Consider the following 22,248-nt stretch of genomic DNA (forward strand, 5'->3'; position numbering starts at 1 on the left):
CGCTGGTCCTCGGCGGCCGGCAGATGCAGGGGCTCAACCTCTCCTCCTCGGTCTCGACCGACGAGCAGTACACGGTGCCCGCCCGCGGCGAGGCGCTGCAGCTCGGCGACCAGGTGCGCCCGGAGGGCGGGCTCGGCCACGCGGAGGTAGCTGTCGACGGTCTCGTCGCCGCGGGGCGACCAGGAGATCACGAGCAGGCCGCCCTCCTCGACGACGCGGTCGATCACGTAGCTGCCCTGGCCCGCTCCGCGCAGGAGGGAGGCCGGGATCACCGTCTCGCGCTCGCCGACGGGGGCGATCACGACGCCGCGCTCGTGGAGGCGCAGCACAGCGTTGCCGCGGAAGCCGAGCCCCGGCAGCACGACGCGCTCGAGCGGCTGCTCGAAGCGGGTCGTGGCCACGTACGGGAGGTCGACGCGCTCGACCTCGGCGCCCAGCGAGGACGCGGGCACGGGCTCCGGCGCGAGAGCGGCCGAGCGGCGGCGCCGCGCGCGCCAGGAGAGCAGCATGCCGACGAAGACGAGGACGACGACCGCGGCGATGACGATCGTGATCGCGGCCCTATCCACGGGAGGCCTTCGCGGAGGCGGCGACGACCGCCGCGTCGACGAGCTCGCCGTCCAGCACGGTCGGGAAGCCCCGGTGGAGGGTGGCGACGACACGGCCCGGCAGCTCGCGACCGAGGTACGGGGAGTTGCCGCTGCGGCCGCGCAGGTCCTCGACCGAGAAGCGGCGGCGCGCCTCCGGGTCGTAGAGCACGACGTTCGCAGCGGCGCCGACGGCGAGGCCCCGGTCGTAGCCGTCGAGCCGGCCGATGCGGGCGGGGGCGGAGGAGAGCACGCGCGCGACGTCGGACCAGCTCATCCGGCCGTCCTCGACGACGGCGGCGTGCACCACGCTCAGCGCGCTCTCGAGGCCGACCATGCCGAACGCCGCGGCGTCCCACTCGCAGTCCTTCGCCTCGACGGGGTGCGGCGCGTGGTCGGTGGCGACGATGTCGATGGTGCCGTCGGCGAGGGCCTCGCGGAGGGCGAGCACGTCCTCGTCGCGGCGCAGCGGCGGGTTCACCTTGAAGCGGGCGTCGTAGCTCGGCCCGTCCTGGCCGGCGACGGCCTGCTCGGTGAGGAGCAGGTGGTGGGGGGTGACCTCGGCGGTCACGTCGATCCCCCGGGCCTTCGCCCAGCGGATGACGTCGACCGAGCCCGCGGTCGAGACGTGGCAGACGTGCAGGCGGGAGCCCACGTGCTCGGCGAGGAGCACGTCGCGGGCGATGATCGCCTCCTCGGCCACGGCGGGCCAGCCCTGCAGGCCGAGGGCGCTGGAGACGGCGCCCTCGTTCATCTGCGCGCCCACGGTGAGCCGCGGCTCCTGCGCGTGCTGGGCGACGACTCCGTCGAACGCCTTGACGTACTCGAGAGCGCGGCGCATCAGCAGCGCGTCCGAGACGCACTTCCCGTCGTCCGAGAAGACCCGCACGGCCGCGCGGCTGCGGGCCATCGCGCCGAGCTCGGCGAGCGACTCCCCCGCCAGACCCACGGTCACCGCGCCGATCGGGCGGACCGTCGCGTAGCCGGCGTCCTCGCCCAGGCTCTGCACCTGCTCGACCACGCCCGCGGTGTCCTGCACCGGCGAGGTGTTCGCCATCGCGAAGACGGCGGTGAAGCCTCCGGCGGCCGCAGCTCGCGTGCCGGTGAGGATCGTCTCGCTCTGCTCGAACCCCGGCTCGCGCAGGTGGGTGTGCAGGTCGACCAGGCCGGGCAGCGCCAGGAGGCCGTCGGCGTCGATCACGCGGGCCCCGCGCGAGTCGAGGTCGGCGCCGATCTCGACGATCACGCCCCCGTCGATCAGCAGGTCGGCGGTCGACTCGTCGGCGAGCGTCGCCCCCGAGATCAGGATCCGCTCCGGCGCCGTGCTCTGAAGCGGCTGGGCAGTGCTCATCAGTGGACCTCCCGTTCGCCGGACAGCAGCAGGTAGAGCGCGGCCATCCGGACGGACACTCCGTTCGTGACCTGTTCGAGCACCGTGGAGCGGCTCGAATCGGCGGCCGCCGAGGAGATCTCGACGCCCCTGTTCATGGGTCCGGGGTGCATGACGATGGTATCGGGACCCAGCCGGGCGAGCCGCTCGTCGTCGAGGCCCCAGATCCGCGCGTACTCCCGGCCGTTGGGGAAGAACCCGCTCGACATCCGCTCGAGCTGGATGCGCAGGAGCATCACGACGTCGGGGAGCCCGGTGTCGATCGCCTCGTCCAGATCGAAGCGGATGGTCGCGGGCCAGTCGCGCGTGTCGACCGGCACGAGGGTCGGCGGTGCGACCAGGGTCACCTCGGCGCCCAGCGCCGTCAGCAGCCAGACGTTCGAGCGCGCCACCCGCGAGTGCAGGACGTCGCCGACGATGGTGACCGCGACGCCGTCGAGGCTCTTGCCGCGGGACGCGGAGGCGCCGTGCAGGCGCCTGCGGATGGTGAACGCGTCCAGGAGCGCCTGGGTCGGGTGCTCGTGGGTCCCGTCGCCGGCGTTGAGGATCGACGCGTCGATCCAGCCGCTCGCCGCCAGAACCGCGGGGGCTCCGGAGGCGCTGTGGCGGATGACCACGCCGTCGGCGCCCATCGCGGCGAGCGTCTGCGCGGTGTCCTTCAGGCTCTCGCCCTTGGAGACGCTGGAGCCCTTCGCGCTGAAGTTGATGACGTCGGCCGAGAGCCGCTTCGCCGCCGCCTCGAACGAGATCCGCGTGCGGGTGGAGTCCTCGAAGAAGAGATTGACCACGGTCTTCCCGCGGAGGGTCGGCAGCTTCTTGACCTCGCGGTTCTGCACGTCCGCCATGTCCTCGGCGATGTCGAGGAGGGCGATCGCGCTCGCGCGATCGAGGTCGCGGGTCGAGAGCAGGTGCTTCACGGAGCCGTCTCCTCGCCGGTGGCCTGCGACTCGATCGCGACCAGGTCCTCGCCGTCCGTCTCGACGAGCCGGACGTTGATCCGCTCGCTCAGGCTGCTCGGCAGGTTCTTGCCGACGAAGTCCGCCCGGATCGGGAGCTCGCGGTGTCCGCGGTCGACCAGCGCGGCCAGCCGCACGGCTCGCGGACGGCCGATGTCGCTGAGGGCGTCCAGGGCGGCGCGGATGGTGCGACCCGAGAAGAGGACGTCGTCGACGAGGACCACGGTCCGGCCGTCGATGCTCGCGGGGACGGCGGTGCGCGCGGGGGTGCGGACCGGGTGCCGGGAGAGGTCGTCGCGGTACATGGTCACGTCGAGGGAGCCGGCGAAGACGGGGGGACCGTCCGGCTCGATCCGCGCGATCGTCTCGGCGATGCGCCTCGCGAGGGCGACGCCGCGCGTCGGGATGCCGAGGACGACCAGCGACTCGGGGCCGCGGTTCGACTCGAGGATCTCGTGGGCGATGCGCGTGAGCGCTCGCGTGATGTCAGCGCCGTTGAGCACGATTCGTGCCGTCACACCGACCTCCTTCCCCGCCTCACAGGACGGCTGTTAAAGGAAAAGCCGTGTCGAGTATAGGGGCCGTCGCGCGGCCCGCCGGACGGGCAGCCCGGGAACGACCTCGGCCCGCCCGATCACGGGGATCCGGCGGGCCGAGCAGGTCTCCGGGGCGGGTCAGGCCGTCGTGCGGGACTCCGCGACGGAGGCGAGGAGCCCGTTGATGAAGCCCGCCGAGTCGTCGGTCGACAGCGACGTGGCGGCCTCGACGGCCTCCGAGATGGCGACGCCGTCGGGCACCGCGTCGTTGTGCAGGATCTCCCACACCCCGATCCGGAGGATCGCGCGGTCGACCAGCGGCATGCGCGAGAGTGTCCAGCCCTGGGCGAGCCGGGCGATCAGCTCGTCGATCTCGTCGGCGTGGTCGATGACCCCGTCGACGATCTCGCGGGCGTAGAGCCACGAGGCCTCACGGGCCGGCTCGTTCGCCGCTCGCTCGGCCTCGGCGCGCAGCGACTGGGCGAAGCTGATCTGCCGGACGTCGGCGTTGTAGAGGATGTCGAGGGCGCGCTTGCGCGCCTTCGTGCGAGCACTCACGGGAGGCCCGGCTCAGCTGACGCGGCCGAGGTAGTCGCCCGTGCGGGTGTCGACCTTGACCTTCGTGCCCTGCTCGAGGAAGAGCGGGACCTGGATCTGGTAGCCGGTCTCGACCGTCGCGGGCTTGGTGCCGCCGGTCGAGCGGTCGCCCTGGAGGCCCGGCTCCGTGTAGGTGATCTCGAGGACGACCGAGGCGGGGAGGTCGATGTAGAGCGGGTCGCCGTCGTGCAGGGCGAGGGTCACGTTCTGGTTCTCGAGCATGAAGTTCGCCGCGTCGCCGACGACCGCCTCGGGGACGGTGATCTGGTCGTAGTCGCTGGTGTCCATGAACACGAAGTCCGCGCCGTCGCGGTAGAGGTACTGGAAGTCGCGGCGGTCGACGTTGGCCGTGTCGATCTTGGCGCCCGCGTTGAAGGTCTTGTCGACGACCTTGCCCGTGAGGACGTTCTTCATCTTGGTGCGGACGAAGGCGCCGCCCTTGCCCGGCTTGACGTGCTGGAAGTCGATGACGTTCCAGAGCTGGCCGTCGATGCTGAGGACGGTGCCGTTCTTGATGTCGGTGGTAGAGGCCATGCGAAGGGGGATCCGTTTCGGTGGAAGTCTGCGCCGGCGAGCCCGGTACGCGGGCGCGGCGAAATCGGCCGGTCCGGCTGACCCGTCGAGTGTAGTCGACGCGGCCCCGTCGGCAGAGGAGTCTGGACGCCGCGTGCGAATCGCCCCACCTGTCCGCCGGAGCGCGAGACGGTGGAGGACCGACCCGAGGAGGAGCACAGGGACGCCGTTCCCGCCGACACCGTCGTGCCGCCCTGGTACTCGATCGCGTTCACCGCGGTGCCGATCGTCATCGCCGTCGTGATCGTGCTCGTCGTGGTGCTGATCATCGTGAACGTGCGCCGGGCGCGCTCGCTCGGAGTGGATCCGCCGACCCTGCGGACCGACGTCGCGGCCCGCTTCGCGCGCGAGGGTCCCGGCTCAGCCCGCCCGCTGGCGGACCGGCTCGCCGAGCTGGAGGCGCTGCGAGCGGCGGGCTTGATCACCGAGGCCGAGTACGCACAGGCGCGGAGGGCCGCCCTGGGTGGAGGCTGACGGCGCCGCCCGGGCTCAGCCGAGTCGGACCTACGATCCGATCTCCTGGTACGCCGCGAACAGCAGCGACGTCTCCGGCCCCTGCAGGATGCTCGGGCGGGCGATGTCGTCGAGGACCACGAAGCGGAGCATCCCCGCGCGGGTCTTCTTGTCGCGCTGCATCGCGGCGAGGAGCGTCTCCCACCGTCCGAGCGGGTAGCTCGTCGGCAGGGTCAGCGACTCGAGGACCCGGCGCTGGCGGTCCACGACCGCGTCGCTGAGCGATCCGGTCAGGCGCGAGAGCTCGGCCGCGAACATCATCCCGACGGAGACGGCCGCGCCGTGGCGCCACTGGTAGCGCTCGGCGTGCTCGACCGCGTGCCCGAGGGTGTGCCCGTAGTTCAGGATCTCGCGCAGGCCCTTCTCGGTGAAGTCCTCGCCGACGACCCGCGCCTTGATCCCGATCGACAGCTCGACCAGTCTGCGGAACTCCTCCGACGTCGGGTCCGTGGCCAGGTCGATGTCGGACTCGATGATGTCGAGGATGCGCGGCTCGGCGATCATCCCGTACTTCACGATCTCGCCGAAGCCGGCGAGGATCTCGTTGCGCGGGAGGCTGGTCAGCACGTCGAGGTCGGCGACGACCGCCCGCGGCGCGTGGAAGGCGCCGACGAGGTTCTTGCCCTCGGCCGTGTTGATGCCGGTCTTCCCGCCGACGGCCGCGTCGACCATCCCGAGAACGGTGGTCGGCACCTGCACCAGGTCGACCCCGCGGAGCCAGGTGGCGGCGACGAAGCCTGCCAGGTCGGTGATCGCGCCGCCGCCGAAGCCGACGACCACGTCCGTGCGGGTGAAGTCCGACTGCCCCATCACCTGCCAGCAGAAGGCCGCCACCTCCACGCGCTTCGCGGCCTCGGCGTCCGGGACCTCGGCGAGCAGCACCTCGTAGCGCTCGAGCAGGCTCTCGCGGATCTCGGCGGCGAGGACCGCGAGGGTCGGCGGGTGCACGATGAGCACCTTCGCGGCCCGGGGGCCGATCGCGTCGGCGAGGCCGTCGAGGAGTCCGCGCCCGACGTGGATGTCGTAGCCGTTCTCTCCGGCGACGGGGATGGCGGTGGTGCCGTCGTTCATGACTGTCTTCCGCTCGGGCGGCTCGTGGCCGCCGGGTCCGATGGTGCAGGGGTGGCGGAGGGGCGCTGCGCGCGCACCCACTCCGCGATCTCGGCGGCGATCAGGGTGATCGGCCGCCGGGAGGTGTCGACCACGGTGTCCGCGAGGGACTCGTAGACCGGGCGCCGCTCGTCGAAGATGCGGACCCAGTCGCCGACCCCGCCGCGCACCAGCGGGCGGGAGCCGGAGCCGAGCCGGTCGCGGACGGCCTCGGCCGTGGTGGTGAGGAGCACGACGGGCACGTCCGCGAGGTCGGCGCGCGTCGCGGGATCGAGCACCGCTCCCCCGCCGAGGCTCAGCACCACGTCGCGGCGGACGGCGCGCTCGACGACACGGCGCTCCTCGCGGCGGAAGGCCGGCTCGCCGTGGGCGTCGAAGTAGGGGGCGATCGGGCCGTGGGTGCGCACGAACTCCGCGTCGGAGTCGACGAAGCCGGCGCTCAGCGCCTTCGCGACCCGCTTGCCGATCGTCGTCTTGCCGGCCCCCATCGGGCCGATCAGGACGAGGCGGGCGCGGGCCGCGCCGGTATCGTGACCCGCCATCAGCGGGCCGCCGAGGACGCGGCCATCAGGCGAGCCCGAGAGCCGGGTCGCTCGCGGCGGCCGTGCGGAGCTCGTCGGGGATGGCGGCGAGGTAGCCCTGCAGGTTGCGACGGGTCTCGGTGACGCTGTCGCCGCCGAACTTCTCGAGCACGGCGTTCGCGAGCACCAGGGCGACCATCGCCTCCGCGACGACACCGGACGCCGGCACCGCGCAGACGTCGGAGCGCTGGTGGTGGGCGCCGGCCGCCTCGCCGGTGGCGACGTCGACGGTGCGCAGCGCGTGCGGCACGGTCGCGATCGGCTTCATGCCGGCGCGGACCCGCAGCACGGTCCCCGTGCTCATCCCGCCCTCGGTGCCGCCGGCCCGGTCGCTGGACCGGGAGATGCCGGCGTCGGACTGGAAGAGCTCGTCGTGCGCCTCCGAGCCGCGGCGGGTGGTGGTGAGGAAGCCGTCGCCGACCTCGACGCCCTTGATCGCCTGGATCCCCATCAGGGCCGCCGCGAGCTGGGAGTCGAGACGACGGTCCCAGTGCACGTAGGAGCCGAGTCCGGGCGGGAGATCGTACGCGAGGACCTCGACCACGCCGCCGAGAGTGTCGCCGTCGTCGTGGGCGCGATCCACCTCGGCGACCATGAGGGCGCTGGTCGCGGCGTCGTGGCAGCGCAGCGGATCCGCGTCCAGGGCGGCGACGTCGGCCGGGCCGGGCAGCGGCGAGCCCTCGGGCACGCGGACCGGCCCGATGGCGAGGGTGTGGCTGACGAGCGAGACGCCGAGCTCGTCGAGGAAGCGGCGGGCGACGGCGCCGAGGGCGACGCGGGCCGCGGTCTCGCGGGCGGAGGCGCGCTCGAGCACGTTGCGGGACTCGGGGAAGCCGTACTTCTGCATCCCGACGAGGTCGGCGTGGCCCGGGCGGGGCCGGGTGAGCGCGGCGCCGCGGCCCTTGGGCAGGCTCTCGGGGTCGCGGGGCTCCGCCGACATGACGTCGACCCAGCGCGGCCACTCCGTGTTGCCGATGCGCAGGGCGATGGGGCTGCCCATCGTCGCTCCGTGCCGGACGCCGGAGGAGATCGTCAGCTCGTCCTGCTCGAAGTTCATCCGGGCTCCGCGGCCGTAGCCGAGCTTCCGGCGCGCCAGATCGGCGCGGATGTCGTCGAGGGAGACGGGGACGCCCGCCGGCAGTCCTTCGAGGACGGCGACGAGTTCGGGACCGTGGGATTCCCCGGCCGTGAGCCAACGGAGCATCCTCCGATTCTGGCACACGAGGTCAGTGCGCCGGACCCGCCGAGACGGCTCGGCGCATCGCCGCGAGCACCTCGTCCTCGCGATCGAGAGGCAGGGCCGGGTCGCCGCCGACGAAGATCCGCACCTGCACGAGGGCCTGGTGGAGCAGCATCCCGAGCCCGGAGACGACCGGGGAGCCGCCCTGCTCCCAGCGCTGGGCGAGAGCGCTCGGCCACGGGGAGTACGCCACGTCGAACAGGGTCGAGCCCGCGACCGCCGCGTCGGGCAGGTCGAGGCCGTCCGCCGCTCCGCCGGGGAGCGTCGAGATCACCAGCGGCGCTCCGGTGGACCAGTCGGCGAAGGAGCGGACCGAGAGCAGGACGCCGAGCGACTCCGCGAGCGGAGCGAGCTCGACGGCCCTCGACGCCGTCCGCAGGACGAGGTCGACCCGCGCCGCGCCCAGCTCGGCGGCGGCGGCCAGGGCGGAGGCGGCGGTCGCTCCCCCGCCGAGCACCTGGACGCGCTCCGCCGAGACGACGCCCGCCTCGGCGAGGGCGCGCACGATGCCCGCGACGTCGGTGTTGAACCCGCGGAGGCGGGGTGCCGGACCGGAGCGGTCGACCAGCACGGTGTTGACCGCGCCGGTGACCCGGGCGACCGTGTCCTCCTCCGCCAGCAGCGGGCGCACCGCGTGCTTGAGCGGCATGGTCAGCGACAGGCCGTGCCAGGGCTCACCGGACACGACCTCGGAGAGGGTCGCCTCCGTCGTCTCGACGGCGCGGTAGCTCCAGTCGAGTCCGAGCACCCGGTAGGCGGCCGCGTGCAGCGCGGGCGACTTCGAGTGCGCGATCGGCGCGCCGAGGACCGCGAGGCGGTACCCGGCGGCCGTCACTGGTACTCCGGGTGGTCCCGCATCCAGGCCTGCCACTGGTCGACGGCCGCGTTGTGCTCGGCGTCGGTGGTGGAGTAGACCGTCTCGCCCGTCTCGAGGTTCACCGTGACGAAGTACATCCAGGTGCCGTCCGCGGGGTGCATGACCGCGTCGATCGCCACGTCGCCCGGGTTCGAGATCGGCGCGGGCGGCAGGCCGTCGCGCTGGTAGGTGTTGTAGACGTTGCCGGCGTCGTTCCGCTCGGCGTCCGTGGTCGAGACGCGGTCGGTCGCGCCGGTGCCGTACGCCACGGTCGCGTCCGACTGCAGGCGCCACCCCTGGTCGAGGCGGTTCTGGAACACGCGCGCGACCTTCGGGAAGTCCTCGGCGACGCGGGCCTCGCGCTGCACGAGGGACGCGAACACCACGACGCGGTAGCGGTCGTCCACCGGCACGCCGGCCTGGTCGAGCGACTGGTACATCCGGTCGACCAGCGTCTTCAGGATGTCGTGCGCCGGCGTCGACGGGTCGATGTCGTACGTCGCGGGGAACAGGAACCCCTCGAGGCTCGTCGCCCCGGCCGGGAGCCCGAACGAGCCCCAGTCGGCGGCGGCCGCCTCGAGGTCCGTCAGCGCGACCCCGGTGCCGTCCGCGATGAGCGGCAGCGCCTCCTTGAGCGCCGTCCCCTCGGGGATGACGAAGGTGTTCGCGAGGCGCGTCGACTCGGAGTCGAGCAGCGCCGACAGTGCGGCCTTGGCGCTCATCTCGGCCTTGAGCGAGTAGGCGCCGGGCTGGAAGACGGGCTCCGGGCTCTGGGCGAGGAGCAGGTCGTAGAAGGGGTCGTACGACTTGATGACCCCGCCCGAGACGAGGTTGTTGGCGATGTCGCTGCCGCCGTCGCCCTGGTGGATCGTGAACAGCACCTCGCTCGAGCCGGTGCCGGTGAAGTCGGTCGGCTCGGGCTCGGCGAACAGGCCGCGCACGGGCTCGAGGAAGATCGTGACGGCGATGGCGACGAGCGCGGCGAAGACGCCGAAGGCCAGAAGCCCGCCGATGAGCCCGCGGCGGCTGCGGCGCTTCTTCGCGCCGCCCGTCGCGCGAGCCGCGCGGCGACGCTTCGGGCGCGCGTCCGGGTCGAACGCGGCCGCGTCGTCGCGGCCACGGGGCGCGGGCACGTCGGGCCCGGTGAAGAGGCGGCCCAGCGGATCGTGCGCCTCAGTCGGCGCGGGCTGCTGCTCCGGAGTCGGGTCGGGCGGAGTCGGCTGCGCCTGCTCGGCGGCGCGGGCGTCGCGGCGGCTCGGGGGGACGTCGGTCACGAGGAGGTCCTTCGTTCGGTTCGAGCAGGACCCCGGCCGGGGTGCCGGCCGAGCGCTCGGAATCGATGGCGTGCTGCAGGATCACCACGGCGGCGACCTGGTCGATCACGGCTCGGGAGCCGCGGGTGGTGCGTCCGGAGCGGTGCAGGGCGCTCTGAGCGGTGACCGTCGACAGCCGCTCGTCGACGAGCCGCACCGGAGCGGTGGGCACCGCCTCGGCGAGCAGTCGAGCGAATCCGCGCGCGTCCTCCGTCGAGGCCGTCTCGGCCCCCGACAGCGACAACGGCAGTCCGACGATGATCGCCTGGGCATCGTACTCGGCGGCGAGGTGCGCGATCCGGGAGACGTCCGAGGATCCGCCGTCAGTGCCCGCCCGCGCGACCGTCTCGACGGGCACCGCGAGCAGGCCGTCGGCGTCGCAGCGGGCGACCCCGATGCGGGCACGGCCCACATCGATGCCGAGCCGAACGCCGAACCGGCCCATTCAGCTGGTCGCTTCCTGCACCACGGCCTCGAGCGCCGCGCCGATGGCGGAGACGTCGGAGCCGCCGCCCTGGGCGAGGTCGTCCTTGCCGCCTCCGCCGCCACCGAGGATCCCGGCGGCGCGCTTGGCGAGCGCACCCGCGCGGCGGCCCTGGTCGCGGGCGGCCTGGTTGGTGGCGACGATCACCGCGGGCTTGCCCGAGACGTCGGCGGCGAGCGCGACGACGGCCGGCTCCTGGCCGAGCCGCTCGCGGACGGAGGTCACGAGGGAGCGCAGCTCGTCGGTCGATCCGGCGGAGCCGATGCTCTCGGCGACGACGGTCGTGCCGCCCACGGTGCGACGGGCCGCGGCGAGGGCGGGCACCCGGTCGGCGAGGGCCTTGGCCTCGAACGCAGCGATCCGCTTCTCAGCGGCCTTGAGGCTCGCGACGAGCTCGCCGATCCGCTCGGGGAGCTGCTCGCGCGGGGTCTTCAGCGAGGACGAGATCGTGCTGACGAGGGCGCGCTCGGCGGCGAGCTCCTGGAAGGCCTCGCGGCCCACGAGCGACTCGACGCGGCGGTTGGTCGATCCGACCGAGGACTCGCTGACCAGGCTGATCACGCCGACCTCGGACGAGCGCCCGACGTGGGTGCCCGCGCAGAGCTCGCGCGACCAGGGCCCGCCGATGTCGACCACGCGGACGACGTCGCCGTACTTCTCGCCGAAGAGGGCCATCGCGCCGAGCGCCTTCGCCTCGTCGATCGGGAGCTCGCGCGTGACGACCTCGAGGTTGTCCCGGATCGCCGTGTTGGCGATCTCCTCGATCTCGCTGCGGGTCTCGAGCGAGAGGGCCTGGTTCCACGAGAAGTCCAGGCGCAGGTAGCCCGCCTTGTTGTAGGAGCCGGACTGGTGCGCCTGCGGGCCGAGCACCTGGCGCAGCGCGGCGTGGATGAGATGGGTGCCCGAGTGCGCCTGCGTGGCGCCCCGGCGCCAGTCGCGGTCGACGACGGAGGTGGCGGCGTCGCCCACTCCGACCTCGCCGCTGGCGACCTGGACCTTGTGGCTGATGAGACCCTTGACGGGCTTCTGCACGTCGAGGACCTCGAGATCGAAGCCGGAGCCGACGATGCGGCCGGCGTCGGCCTCCTGGCCGCCCGACTCCGCGTAGAGGCTGGTCGCCTCGAGGATCACCTCGGCGATGTCGCCCGCGACCGCCTTCGTGACGGAGTGCCCGCCGACGATGAGGCCGAGGATGCGCGTCTCGGTGTCGAGCACGTCGTAGCCGGTGAACAGCGTCTCGCCGTGGGCGCGGAAGTCGGCGTAGACCGAGAGATCGGCCAGCGCCGACTTCTTCGACTTCGCGTCGGCCTTCGCACGCGTGCGCTGCGCGGTCATGAGGGAATCGAACGCCTCGCGGTCGACCGTCAGACCCGACTCCTCGGCGATCTCGAGGGTGAGGTCGATCGGGAACCCGAAGGTGTCGTGCAGGAGGAACGCGGTGTCGCCCGGCAGCGTCGGCGACTCGGCCTTCTTCGTCTTCAGGACCGCGAGGTCGAGGATCTCGGTGCCGGCCGCGAGGGTGCGGAGGAACGCCTCCTCCTCGCCGTAGGCGCTGGTCGAGAGGCGCTCGAACTCCGTGGACACCTCGGGGTAGGCCGACGCCATCGCGTCGCGCGAGGCGGCGAAGAGCTCGGGGAACGTCGCGGTGTCCACTCCGAGCAGGCGCATGGCGCGCACCGTGCGGCGCATCAGGCGGCGGAGGATGTAGCCGCGCCCCTCGTTGGACGGCGTCACGCCGTCCGACAGCAGCATCAGCGAGGAGCGCACGTGGTCGGCGATGACGCGCATGCGGACGTCGTCCTCGTGGACGGCTCCGTAGCGGCGGCCCGAGAGCTCGGCGGCGCGGTCGAGGACCGGACGGACCTGGTCGATCTCGTACATGTTCTCGACGCCCTGCTTGAGGAAGGCGACGCGCTCGAGGCCCATGCCGGTGTCGATGTTCTTGCGCGGCAGCTCGCCGAGGATGTCGAAGTCGACCTTGCTCGTGCCCTCGCCGCGGAGGTACTGCATGAAGACGAGGTTCCAGATCTCCACGTAGCGGTCGTCGTCCGTCGCCGGGCCGCCGTCGATCCCGTAGGCGGGGCCGCGGTCGAAGAAGATCTCGGAGCAGGGGCCGGCGGGGCCGGGCTGGCCGGTCGACCAGTAGTTGGTGTCCTTGTCCAGGCGCTGGATGCGCTCGTCCGGCAGTCCCGCGATCGTCTTCCAGAGCGCGATCGCCTCGTCGTCGTCCTTGTAGACGGTGACCCAGAGGTCCTTCTCGTCGAAGCCCAGTCCCCCGTCGCTCTCGGCGCCGGTGAGCAGCTCCCAGGCGTAGCCGATCGCCCCCTCCTTGAAGTAGTCGCCGAAGGAGAAGTTGCCGTTCATCTGGAAGAAGGTGCCGTGACGAGGCGTCTTGCCGACCTCCTCGATGTCGTTGGTGCGGATGCACTTCTGCACGCTGGTGGCACGCGGGTAGGGCGCGGGGACCACTCCGGTGAGGTAGGGCACGAACGGCACCATGCCGGCGACGGTGAAGAGGAGGCTCGGGTCCTCGCTCACGAGGGAGGCGGAGGGGACCACGGTGTGGCCGCGGCTCCCGAAGAAGTCGAGCCAGCGGTTGCGGATGTCTGCGGTCTGCATGGGTTCCGTTACGGTTCGGTCGGTGACGACGCGGATGTCGGGCGGCGGGGCGTCAGCCCTCGCCGATGGCGGCCTTCAGTTCGGCCTCGCGCTGGTGGTAGCCCTCGGAGACGGCCTCGCCGAGCTCCTTCGCGGTGCGGTTGATGTCGGCGAAGAGCCGGGAGCCCGCCTCGGTGCGCGAGACCTGGTGGGCGACCGCGAATCCGAGGCCGATCCCGATGACGATCAGGAGGATGTTCTTCACGGGGTGTCCTTCCACAGCGGCGGAGCGGGCGCGACGGCGCGACGACCCGTTCGATTCTAGGGCGCGGGCGCGGCGCTACTTCGAGCGCGGCCGCTTCGTGCGCTTCGCGGCGGAGCGGCCGACCGCGGCTCCGGCCTTGTCGGCCGTGCGTCCGGCGACGAGCACGGCGCGGACTCCGGCGGTGAAGCCGGCGAGCTTGATGAGCGGACCGCCGACGGTCGCGGCTGTGAGAGCGACGAGCGCGTTGACGTTGCCGGTGACCTCGGCGACGTCCTTGGTGATCGTGTCCACCCGCGCGAGCTGGTGGTTGGCCTCGCGGAGGGTGGAGGCCGACTCGTCGAGGATCGGCGTCAGGCCGTCGCTGGCCTGCTTGATGGCCTCGCTCGTGCTGTCGAAGACGCGCCCGAGCTTCCAGAGCGGGACGGCGGTGATCGCCACCAGGATCGCGAACACCCCCGCGGCGATGAGCCCTGCGATGTCTCCACCGGTCACGGTGACCTCCGTTCGATGCCGCCCAGCGCGGCACTCCAGCCTACCGACGGGCCGCGACGCGGGCGGACCCGGGGACCGGCGCTCGGCTCGGGTGCGACGGCCGGATCGGGCGCAGCGCGGGACTCTCGGAGCGCGGCGGGCACTCCGGATCGCGACCCCGGGAACGGGAAAGGCCCCGGTGCGGACACCGGGGCCTTTCTCTGCGGGGCTGGACTCAGCGGGCCGCGTAGTACTCGACGACGAGCTGCACTTCGCAGGTCACGGGGACCTCGGCGCGCTTCGGGCGGCGCAGGAGCGTCGCCTGCAGCTTGTCGATCTCGACCTCGAGGTAGCCCGGGGTCTTGGGGAGGACGTCGACGTGTCCACCGGCGGCGGCGACCTGGAAGGGCTCGGTGCCCTCGGAGCGGGTCTTGACGTGGATGACCTGGCCCGGCTTCACGCGGAAGGAGGGGCGGTCGACCGTCTTGCCGTCCACCATGATGTGGCGGTGGGTGACGAACTGGCGGGCCTGCGCGGTGGTACGGGCGAAGCCCGAGCGCAGGACGAGGGCGTCGAGGCGCATCTCGAGGAGCTCGACCAGGTTCTCACCGGTCAGGCCCTGGGTGCGGCGCGCCTCCTGGAAGGCGATGCGGAGCTGCTTCTCGCGGATGCCGTACTGGGCGCGCAGACGCTGCTTCTCACGGAGGCGGACGGCGTAGTCGGAGTCGGCCTTGCGCTTCGAGCGGCCGTGCTCACCGGGAGCGTAGGGACGCTTCTCGAGGTAGCGGGCGGCCTTCGGGGTCAGGGGGATGCCGAGGGCGCGCGAGAGGCGCGTCTTCGAGCGGGTACGGGACGTGGTCGACACAGTGGTCCTTCCAAGGTCTGAGAGGTTCGGTCGCAGCTCTCGACCGCCGGCTCCGGGAGGAGGGCGGTCGCCGCGGTCGTGTCCTCCGCGGGTGCGGGGGAAGGGTGACCGCAGTGGCGGGCTGCGCGATTCAGAGGGATGCGCTGCTCCGCTCGGCTACAGAGCGGTGGGCAACCTCGCAAGACTATCAGGCCACGGCCTCCCGTGCGGGTCGCGCGAGCTCGTGGTCAGCGCGGTCAGCCCCGGTCGCCGCGGATGATGCGCAGGAGCTTCGCCAGGCGTGCGGAGACGTCGCGCTCGTTGCCGTGCTCGGTGGGCCGGTAGTACCGCGCGCCCTGGAGCGGATCCGGGAGGTACTGCTGCTCGAGGACGCCGAGGTCGGCGTCGTGCGGGTACCGGTAGCCCTTCCCGTGGCCGAGCTTCTTGGCGCCGGGGTAGTGCGCGTCGCGCAGGTGCGCCGGCACGCGGCCCGCGCGGCCCGCGCGCACGTCCGCGATGGCCGCGTCGATGGCGGAGTAGGACGCGTTCGACTTCGGGGCGGTCGCCAGGTGCACGACCGCCTGGGCGAGCGGGATGCGCCCCTCCGGCATGCCGATGAACTGCACGGCGTCCGCCGCGGCGATCGCGACGACGAGCGCCTGCGGGTCGGCCATGCCGATGTCCTCGGACGCGGAGACGATGATGCGGCGGGCGATGAACCGCGGATCCTCCCCCGCCTCGATCATCCGGGCCAGGTAGTGCAGCGCCGCGTCGACGTCCGAGCCCCGGATGGACTTGATGAAGGCGCTGATGACGTCGTAGTGCTCGTCGCCGTTGCGGTCGTAGCGCAGCAGGGCGCGGTCGACGGCGCGCGCGACGACCTCGGTCGTGATCACGGGGAGCGCGGGCTCCGCGGCGGCGGCCTCGACGGGAGCGCCCTCGTCGTCCTCGTCCTCCTCGTCCGGGTCCTCCGCGGCGGCGGCGCGGGCGACCCGGTCGGCCTCGCGGGCCTCCGAGCGGGCGGAGGTGGCGGCGGCCTCGAGCGCGGTCAGCGCCCGCCGGGCGTCTCCGGAGGCGAGCCGCACGATGCTCGCCCGGGCCTCCTCCTCCAGCGTCACCGAGTCGCGCAGACCCCGCTCGTCGTGCAGGGCGCGGTCGACCAGGACGCCCAGGTCGTCGTCGCTGAGCGGCTCGAGGGTCAGCAGGAGCGAGCGCGAGAGCAGCGGCGCGATCACCGAGAACGAGGGGTTCTCGGTCGTGGCCGCGATGAGGATGACCCACCCGTTCTCGACCCCGGGCAGCAGTGCGTCCTGCTGCGCCTTGGTGAAGCGGTGGATCTCGTCGAGGAAGAGCACGGTGGACGTGCCGTAGAGGTCGCGGGTGGAGAGCGCCTCCTCCATCACCTGCCGCACGTCCTTCACGCCCGCCGTGACGGCGGAGAGCTCGACGAAGCGGCGGCCGCTGGAGTGGGCCACCGCCTGCGCGAGCGTGGTCTTGCCCGTGCCGGGAGGGCCCCAGAGGATCACGGACACCGCTCCCCGCTCCCCCGTCGTGTCGGCGGCGAGGGCGACCAGGGGCGAGCCGGGCGTCAGGAGGTGGCGCTGGCCGGCGACCTCCTCGAGGCTGCGCGGCCGCATCCGCACGGCGAGCGGAGTCGCCCCGGAGCGGAGTCCGGCCTGCTGCATGGTCATGCCCCCAGCGTAACGACGGCCTCCGACAGAGCCCCGGCCCGACTGCCCGGCGCGACGGAGCGGCGTTTGTCGCGCCTCCGGCGGTTCTCGTAGGCTCGACGCGGCCTGCGTGCGCGGGCCGCCGCGCCGAAGCCGCGCGGACGAGGACGTCGGAGGAACACGTGGCCCAGGGCAAGTCGAACGACCGCGAGGCGCGCACCCGGCTCCGGGCCTACCAGGCCCGTCAGAGCCTCCACCGCTCGAGGCAGAAGCGGCGTGTGCGCGACAACGTGATCGCGGCGATCGCCGCCGTCGTCGTGATCGGGCTCGCGGTCGTCGCCCAGATCCTCTACTTCTCCGGCGGCCCCGGCACCCCGGTCGCCGAGCCGACCTCCTCCTCCTCCGCGACCCCGACGCCCGAGGCGACGGGGTCGAACACCGGCGACGTCCCCTCCTCCGACATCGCCGAGGGCCGCGACTGGACGGGCACGCTCACGATCGGCGAGGACCCGCTGGGCATCACGCTCGCCGGCGCCGCCGCCCCGCAGGCGGTGTCCTCCTTCATCTCGCTGACGCAGTCCGGCTTCTACGACGGCGTCTCCTGCCACCGCCTCACCACGGAGGGCCTCTACGTCCTCCAGTGCGGCGACCCGGACGGCGACGGCACCGGCGGACCGGGCTACAGCTACGGTCCCGTCGAGAACGCGCCCGAGGACGGCGTCTACCCGGCCGGGACCATCGCGATGGCCCGCCAGGGCGGCAACGGCTACAGCCAGGGCAGCCAGTTCTTCGTCGTCTACCAGGACACGACCCTGCCCGCCGACGCGGCCGGCGGGTACACCGTGCTCGGGCAGGTCACCTCGGGACTCGACGCCCTCGTCAGCGACGTCGTGTCGAAGGGCACGGCCGACGGATCGGGTGACGGCGCCCCCGCCGAGCCCGTGACCATCACCTCCGTCTCCGTCCAGTAGCCGCACCCGCGGCGTCGCCACGGTCCGCCCGCGCGGGGAGTGCAATAGGCTTGTCGTCACTGCCCGTTCGCGGCCGAGCGCGGTCTTCGGCCCTCCGGCCGTCGAGCCCCACCGGCCGACGACGCGACGGGCACCGAGAAGCACGACATCGAACAGCAAGGTGAGGCTCCGAGCGATGAGTGACCAGCAGCCGTGGGGACGGGTCGGCGACGACGGGACGGTCTACGTCCGCGTCGGCGACGGGGAGCGAGAGGTCGGCCAGTACCCCGATGCGACTCCCGAGGAGGCGCTCGCCTACTACGAGCGCAAGTACACGGAGCTCGCCGGGCAGGTCTCCCTGCTCGAGCAGCGCGCCAAGCGGGGCGCACCCGCCGGAGACGTCGCCCGCACGGTGCAGTCGCTGTCCGCGGCCATCGCGCAGGCGAACGCGGTCGGCGACCTCGAGTCGCTGCAGACCCGGGTCGACGCGCTGAGCGGTTCCGTCGAGGATCTGACCGAGCAGCAGGCGGCCGAGTCGAAGGCCGCGCTGTCCGAGGCCCTCGCCTACCGCGAGGCCATCGTCGCCGAGGCCGAGGCCCTGGCGGCTGTCGACCCGGCGAAGACGCAGTGGAAGCAGGCCAGCGCCGCGATCGACGACCTCTTCGCCCGCTGGCAGAACCACCAGCAGCAGGGTCCGCGCCTGCCCAAGAACGATGCGAACGAGCTGTGGCGCCGGTTCCGCGGTGCGCGCACCACGATCGAGCAGAACCGCAAGGCGTTCTTCGCCGACCTCGACTCCGCGCACCGCGAGGCCAAGCAGGCCAAGCAGGCGCTCATCGACCAGGCCGAGGCGCTGGTGCCCCAGGGCGCCAACGCCATCCCGGACTACCGCGCGCTCCTCGAGCGCTGGCGGGTCGCAGGCCGTGCCGGCAAGCGGTTCGACGACGCGCTCTGGGCGCGCTTCAAGGCCGCCGGCGACGCGATCTACGGCGCCAAGGCCGAGATCGTCGCGCAGGAGAGCGTCGAGTACACCGAGAACCTCGACCTCAAGCTCGCCCTCCTCGAGGAGGCGGAGCCGCTCCTGCAGGAGCAGGACCGCGAGAAGGCCAAGCGGGTGCTGCTCTCGATCCAGGAGCGCTGGGACGCCGTCGGCCGCGTGCCGCGCGAGCAGGTGCGTACCGTCGAGGACCGCCTCCGCAAGGTCGAGGCGCATGTCCGCAAGCTCGACGAGGAGCACTGGAACCGCAGCAACCCGGAGCGCAAGGCCCGCTCCGAGGGTCTCGCCTCGCAGCTGACCGCCGCGATCCAGAAGCTGCAGGACGAGCTCGACGAAGCGAAGGCGCGCGGCGACCGCGGCGCGATCGCCCAGGCTCAGGAGGCGCTCGACGCCCGCAAGGTCTGGCTCGACGCGATCGGCTAGATCCGCTCCGGCGGATCCCTCCACAGATCCGCTCGCGACGCTCCGGAGGGGAGGTGCATCGGCCAGCATGGCCGGATGCGCCTCCCCTCCGTGCTCCTCCCCGGGCACCTCCCCCTCGCGGAGCTGTACGCCGCCCGCCTCGATGGCGAGCTGGTCGCGCTCGACGAGGGCTTCCTCGTCGCGGACCTGCCCCTGGGGGCGCCAGAGCGGGCCGCCTCCCTGCGCTCGCTGCTCCCCCGCGGCGCCGTCGCCGATCGTCTCTCCGCCGCGTGGGTGCACGGAGCGACGCACGGCCCACCGCCGGTGCACAGCGCCTCGATCGACCGGCGGAAGCGCCGGCAGGCGCCGTCGAACCCCCGCCTGCGCTGCCACGAGGTCCTGCTCGACGAGGACGACGTCGTCCTTCTCGGCGGCGCGCCGGTCACGTCGCCTGCCCGCACCCTGATCGACCTCGCCCGGACGGAGGACGCGGGCGCGATCCTCCGGGCGCTCTCTCGGAGCACCCGGACCGGCCTCGACGCCGTCCTCGCGAGGCTGGAGGAGGGCAGCGCCGTCGCCGGACGGAGGATCGTCGGACGACGGCTGCGGGCGGCGCTCGGCGAGGCGCCGCCCGGGGATCAGCCCGCGTTCACCCGGTAGACGTCGTAGACGGCGTCGATCCGGCGCACGGCGTTCAGCACGCGGTCCAGGTGGGTGGTGTCGCCCATCTCGAAGACGAACCGGCTGATCGCCAGCCGGTCGCTCGAGGTGGAGACCGTCGCCGAGAGGATGTTGACGTGGTGCTCCGAGAGGACGCGCGTCACGTCGCTCAGCAGGCCCGAGCGGTCCAGCGCCTCGACCTGGATCTGCACGAGGAAGATGCTCTTGGAGGACGGCGCCCACTCGACGTCGACGATCCGCTCCGGCTCCTTCAGCAGCTCCTGCACGTTGTGGCAGTTCGCCTGGTGCACGGAGACGCCGGCTCCCCGCGTCACGAATCCGACGATCTGGTCGCCCGGAACCGGGGTGCAGCACTTCGCGAGCTTCACGAGGATGTCCGGCGCGCCCTTCACGAGGACGCCCGACTCGCTGCTCCGGCTCCGCGGCCGGGGCGAGCGCGGGAGGGTGACCTCGTTCTCGTCCGACTCCGGATCGCCCTGGATGGAGGAGACGACCTTCTCGAGCACCGACTGGGTCGAGACGTGGCCCTCGCCGACGGCCGCGTAGAGCGCCTCGACGTCGTTGTAGCGCAGCTGGCTGGCCACCTCGGTGAAGGTGTCCTGGCTCATCAGCTTCTGCAGCGGCAGGTTCTGCTTCCGCATCGCCCGGGCGATGGAGTCCTTGCCCTGCTCGATCGCCTCGTCGCGCCGCTCCTTGGTGAACCACTGCCGGATCTTGTTGCGGGCCCGCGGGCTCTGCACGAAGTGGAGCCAGTCCTGGCTCGGTCCCGAGTCGGGGTTCTTCGAGGTGAAGACCTCGACCACGTCGCCCGTCGTCAGAGCCGACTCCAGCGGCACGAGGCGCCCGTTGACCTTGGCGCCCATCGTCCGATGCCCGACCTCGGTGTGCACCGCGTAGGCGAAGTCGACCGGGGTCGCACCGGTCGGCAGGCCGATCACGCGTCCCTTCGGGGTGAAGACGTAGACCTCCTTGGCGCCGATCTCGAAGCGGAGGGAGTCGAGGAACTCGTTCGGGTCGGTGGTCTCCGACTGCCAGTCCGAGAGGTGCGCGAGCCAGGCGAGGTCGGTGTCGTTCGATCCGGAGGTGGGCACCTTGCCGGTGGCCATCTGCTCCTTGTACTTCCAGTGCGCCGCGATGCCGAACTCCGCGTGCTGGTGCATCTCGTTGGTGCGGATCTGGATCTCGACCGCGCGGCCTTTCGGCCCGACCACCGTCGTGTGCAGCGACTGGTAGAGGTTGAACTTCGGAGTGGCGATGTAGTCCTTGAACCGGCCCGGCATCGGCGTCCAGCGGGCGTGGATCGAGCCGAGCACGGCGTAGCAGTCGCGCACCGAGTTCACGAGGACTCGGATGCCGACCAGGTCGTAGATCTCGTCGAACTCGCGACCGCGGACGACCATCTTCTGGTAGATCGAGTAGTACTGCTTCGGCCGGCCGACGACGCGACCGCGGATCCGCCCGGCCCGCAGGTCCTCGCTGATCAGGTCGATGACGTTCTGCACGAACTCCTCGCGCTGCGGCGTCCGCCGCTTCACCAGGCTCTCGATCTCGTTGTAGATCTTGGGGTAGAGCACCGCGAAGGACAGGTCCTCGAGCTCCCACTTGATCGCCTGGATGCCGAGGCGGTGCGCCAGCGGCGCGTAGATCTCGAGAGTCTCGGTGGCCTTGCGGGCGGCGGATTCGGCGGGGACGAAGCCCCAGGTCCGCGCGTTGTGGAGGCGGTCGGCGAGCTTGATGATCAGGACGCGGATGTCCTTCGACATCGCCACGATCATCTTGCGGACGGTCTCGGCCTGCGCGCTGTCGCCGTACTTGACCTTGTCGAGCTTGGTGACGCCGTCGACGAGCATCGCGACCTCGTCGCCGAAGTCCGCGCGGAGCTCGTCGAGCTGGTAGTCGGTGTCCTCGACGGTGTCGTGCAGCAGCGCGGCGGCGATCGTCTTCGAGCCGATGCCGAGGTCGGCGAGGATCTGCGCGACGGCCAGCGGATGAGTGATGTAGGGCTCGCCGCTGCGGCGCTTCTGGTTCGCGTGCGCCCGCTCCGCGACCGAGTAAGCGCGCTCGATCAGCGCGATGTCGCTCTTGGGATGGTGCATCCGGACGGTGCGGACGAGGGTGTCGACAGCACCGGAGGGCTGCGCACGCGAGAAGATCCGCGGGACCAGTCTGCGCAGGGCAGCGGTCGAGGACGTCGTCGTCGTTTCCGTCACGCGAGGATCTCCATCGCCCCATTATCGCCCGTGCGGACGGTGCCGACGACCGTTCCGCCCGGGGCGGACGGCGCCTGCGTCAGCCGATGCGTCCGGGGCGCCCCTCGCCGTCGACCACGTCGCCGCCCGCCGCGGCCCAGGCGGTCATGCCGGCGTCGACGTTGGCGACCTCGTAGCCTGCGCCGTCGAGGGCCTGCGTCACCATCGCGGAGCGGACTCCGGAGTGGCAGACCACCAGGATCGCCGTGTCGGCCGGGAGCTCGTCCTGCCGGGCGCCGATCTCCCCCATCGGGATGTGATGGGCGGAGGGAGCGTGCCCCGCCGCCCACTCGTGCGGCTCCCGGACGTCGAGCAGCCAGACCTCGTCGCGCTCGACGAGTCCGACGGCGTCGGCCGCCGTGACCTGTGCGTAGTCGGCCACGGC

At 72.4% G+C, this 22,248-nt stretch carries 22 protein-coding genes and 1 pseudogene; 4 read left to right on the forward strand and 19 right to left on the reverse strand.

Features of this window, described 5'->3' with window-relative positions; all coding sequences use genetic code 11:
* The 6 genes from C5C59_RS15860 to efp all read right to left on the reverse strand — a co-directional run.
* On the reverse strand, positions 1–569 hold a 569-nt coding region (locus tag C5C59_RS15860), incomplete at its 3' end, for a hypothetical protein (protein WP_104251321.1).
* On the reverse strand, positions 562–1,938 hold the full coding sequence (locus C5C59_RS15865) for a dihydroorotase (protein ID WP_104224748.1): 1,377 nt from the start codon (positions 1,936–1,938) through the stop codon (positions 562–564). The genes C5C59_RS15865 and C5C59_RS15860, both read right to left, overlap by 8 nt.
* A complete protein-coding gene (locus C5C59_RS15870) occupies positions 1,938–2,894 on the reverse strand; it encodes an aspartate carbamoyltransferase catalytic subunit (protein ID WP_104224749.1) in 957 nt (318 codons plus the stop codon). The genes C5C59_RS15865 and C5C59_RS15870 overlap by 1 nt, the downstream gene beginning before the upstream one ends.
* A complete protein-coding gene (gene pyrR / locus C5C59_RS15875) occupies positions 2,891–3,451 on the reverse strand; it encodes a bifunctional pyr operon transcriptional regulator/uracil phosphoribosyltransferase PyrR (RefSeq protein WP_104224750.1) in 561 nt (186 codons plus the stop codon). Before pyrR ends, C5C59_RS15870 begins: the two co-directional genes overlap by 4 nt.
* 156 nt (positions 3,452–3,607) lie before the next feature.
* Positions 3,608–4,027: a transcription antitermination factor NusB gene (gene nusB, locus C5C59_RS15880; protein WP_104224751.1), complete on the reverse strand. Its 420-nt coding sequence runs from the start codon at positions 4,025–4,027 to the stop codon at positions 3,608–3,610.
* A 12-nt stretch (positions 4,028–4,039) separates the two neighbouring features.
* Positions 4,040–4,600, reverse strand: coding sequence for an elongation factor P (gene efp, locus C5C59_RS15885; protein WP_068210208.1), 561 nt, complete (start codon positions 4,598–4,600; stop codon positions 4,040–4,042).
* A gap of 171 nt (positions 4,601–4,771) precedes the next feature.
* Between efp and C5C59_RS15890 the strand changes: the two genes are divergently transcribed.
* Entirely contained in the window at positions 4,772–5,113 is a 342-nt protein-coding gene (locus C5C59_RS15890) for an SHOCT domain-containing protein (protein ID WP_104239063.1), read from the forward strand.
* Positions 5,114–5,143: 30 nt separating this feature from the next.
* Here C5C59_RS15890 and aroB read toward each other — a convergent pair whose 3' ends face one another.
* From aroB to C5C59_RS15945, 11 genes and pseudogenes are all read right to left on the reverse strand, one after another.
* Entirely contained in the window at positions 5,144–6,223 is a 1,080-nt protein-coding gene (aroB, locus tag C5C59_RS15895; protein ID WP_104239062.1) for a 3-dehydroquinate synthase, read from the reverse strand.
* Positions 6,220–6,804, reverse strand: coding sequence for a shikimate kinase (locus C5C59_RS15900; RefSeq protein WP_104225325.1), 585 nt, complete (start codon positions 6,802–6,804; stop codon positions 6,220–6,222). Before C5C59_RS15900 ends, aroB begins: the two co-directional genes overlap by 4 nt.
* Positions 6,805–6,829: 25 nt before the next feature.
* Entirely contained in the window at positions 6,830–8,047 is a 1,218-nt protein-coding gene (aroC, locus tag C5C59_RS15905; protein WP_104239061.1) for a chorismate synthase, read from the reverse strand.
* A 22-nt stretch (positions 8,048–8,069) separates the two neighbouring features.
* The gene (locus tag C5C59_RS15910) at positions 8,070–8,918 is read right to left on the reverse strand and encodes a shikimate dehydrogenase (protein ID WP_258062808.1); all 849 of its coding nucleotides are present in this window, start codon (positions 8,916–8,918) and stop codon (positions 8,070–8,072) included.
* Positions 8,915–10,213, reverse strand: coding sequence for an endolytic transglycosylase MltG (mltG, locus tag C5C59_RS15915; protein ID WP_181134925.1), 1,299 nt, complete (start codon positions 10,211–10,213; stop codon positions 8,915–8,917). Before mltG ends, C5C59_RS15910 begins: the two co-directional genes overlap by 4 nt.
* 10 nt (positions 10,214–10,223) lie before the next feature.
* A pseudogene (gene ruvX / locus C5C59_RS15920) lies at positions 10,224–10,697 on the reverse strand (Holliday junction resolvase RuvX); the annotation flags it as partial.
* Entirely contained in the window at positions 10,698–13,355 is a 2,658-nt protein-coding gene (alaS, locus tag C5C59_RS15925; protein ID WP_104239058.1) for an alanine--tRNA ligase, read from the reverse strand.
* Between the two features lie 52 nt (positions 13,356–13,407).
* Positions 13,408–13,599, reverse strand: a complete 192-nt coding sequence (locus C5C59_RS15930) for a hypothetical protein (RefSeq protein ID WP_104239057.1) — start codon at positions 13,597–13,599, stop codon at positions 13,408–13,410.
* Between the two features lie 75 nt (positions 13,600–13,674).
* Positions 13,675–14,091: a DUF948 domain-containing protein gene (locus C5C59_RS15935; RefSeq protein WP_104224759.1), complete on the reverse strand. Its 417-nt coding sequence runs from the start codon at positions 14,089–14,091 to the stop codon at positions 13,675–13,677.
* A gap of 214 nt (positions 14,092–14,305) precedes the next feature.
* A complete protein-coding gene (gene rpsD, locus C5C59_RS15940; protein WP_068210518.1) occupies positions 14,306–14,935 on the reverse strand; it encodes a 30S ribosomal protein S4 in 630 nt (209 codons plus the stop codon).
* A gap of 236 nt (positions 14,936–15,171) precedes the next feature.
* A complete protein-coding gene (locus tag C5C59_RS15945; protein ID WP_104239056.1) occupies positions 15,172–16,605 on the reverse strand; it encodes a replication-associated recombination protein A in 1,434 nt (477 codons plus the stop codon).
* 161 nt (positions 16,606–16,766) lie between these two features.
* Here C5C59_RS15945 and C5C59_RS15950 point away from each other — a divergent pair, with 161 nt between their 5' ends.
* The 3 genes from C5C59_RS15950 (at position 16,767) to C5C59_RS15960 (ending at position 19,593) form a co-directional block, all read left to right on the forward strand.
* Positions 16,767–17,555 (forward strand): peptidylprolyl isomerase, encoded by a 789-nt coding sequence (locus C5C59_RS15950; RefSeq protein ID WP_104239055.1) that lies wholly within the window; start codon positions 16,767–16,769, stop codon positions 17,553–17,555.
* A 175-nt stretch (positions 17,556–17,730) separates the two neighbouring features.
* Positions 17,731–18,954 carry a DUF349 domain-containing protein gene (locus tag C5C59_RS15955; protein WP_104239054.1) on the forward strand — a complete coding sequence of 408 codons (1,224 nt, stop codon included), beginning with the start codon at positions 17,731–17,733 and terminating at the stop codon, positions 18,952–18,954.
* 75 nt (positions 18,955–19,029) lie between these two features.
* Positions 19,030–19,593, forward strand: a complete 564-nt coding sequence (locus C5C59_RS15960; RefSeq protein WP_104239053.1) for a type IV toxin-antitoxin system AbiEi family antitoxin — start codon at positions 19,030–19,032, stop codon at positions 19,591–19,593.
* On the opposite strand, the gene C5C59_RS15965 is transcribed toward C5C59_RS15960, so the two are convergent.
* Both C5C59_RS15965 and C5C59_RS15970 read right to left on the reverse strand, forming a co-directional pair.
* Entirely contained in the window at positions 19,572–21,824 is a 2,253-nt protein-coding gene (locus C5C59_RS15965) for a bifunctional (p)ppGpp synthetase/guanosine-3',5'-bis(diphosphate) 3'-pyrophosphohydrolase (protein ID WP_104225334.1), read from the reverse strand. The genes C5C59_RS15960 and C5C59_RS15965 overlap by 22 nt on opposite strands.
* A 79-nt stretch (positions 21,825–21,903) precedes the next feature.
* Positions 21,904–22,245, reverse strand: a complete 342-nt coding sequence (locus C5C59_RS15970; protein ID WP_104239052.1) for a rhodanese-like domain-containing protein — start codon at positions 22,243–22,245, stop codon at positions 21,904–21,906.
* Between the last annotated feature and the right edge of the window lie 3 nt (positions 22,246–22,248).

The sequence above is a fragment of the Rathayibacter sp. AY1F4 genome (genome assembly GCF_002931775.1).
In the GTDB taxonomy this organism is placed as follows: Bacteria; Actinomycetota; Actinomycetes; order Actinomycetales; family Microbacteriaceae; genus Rathayibacter.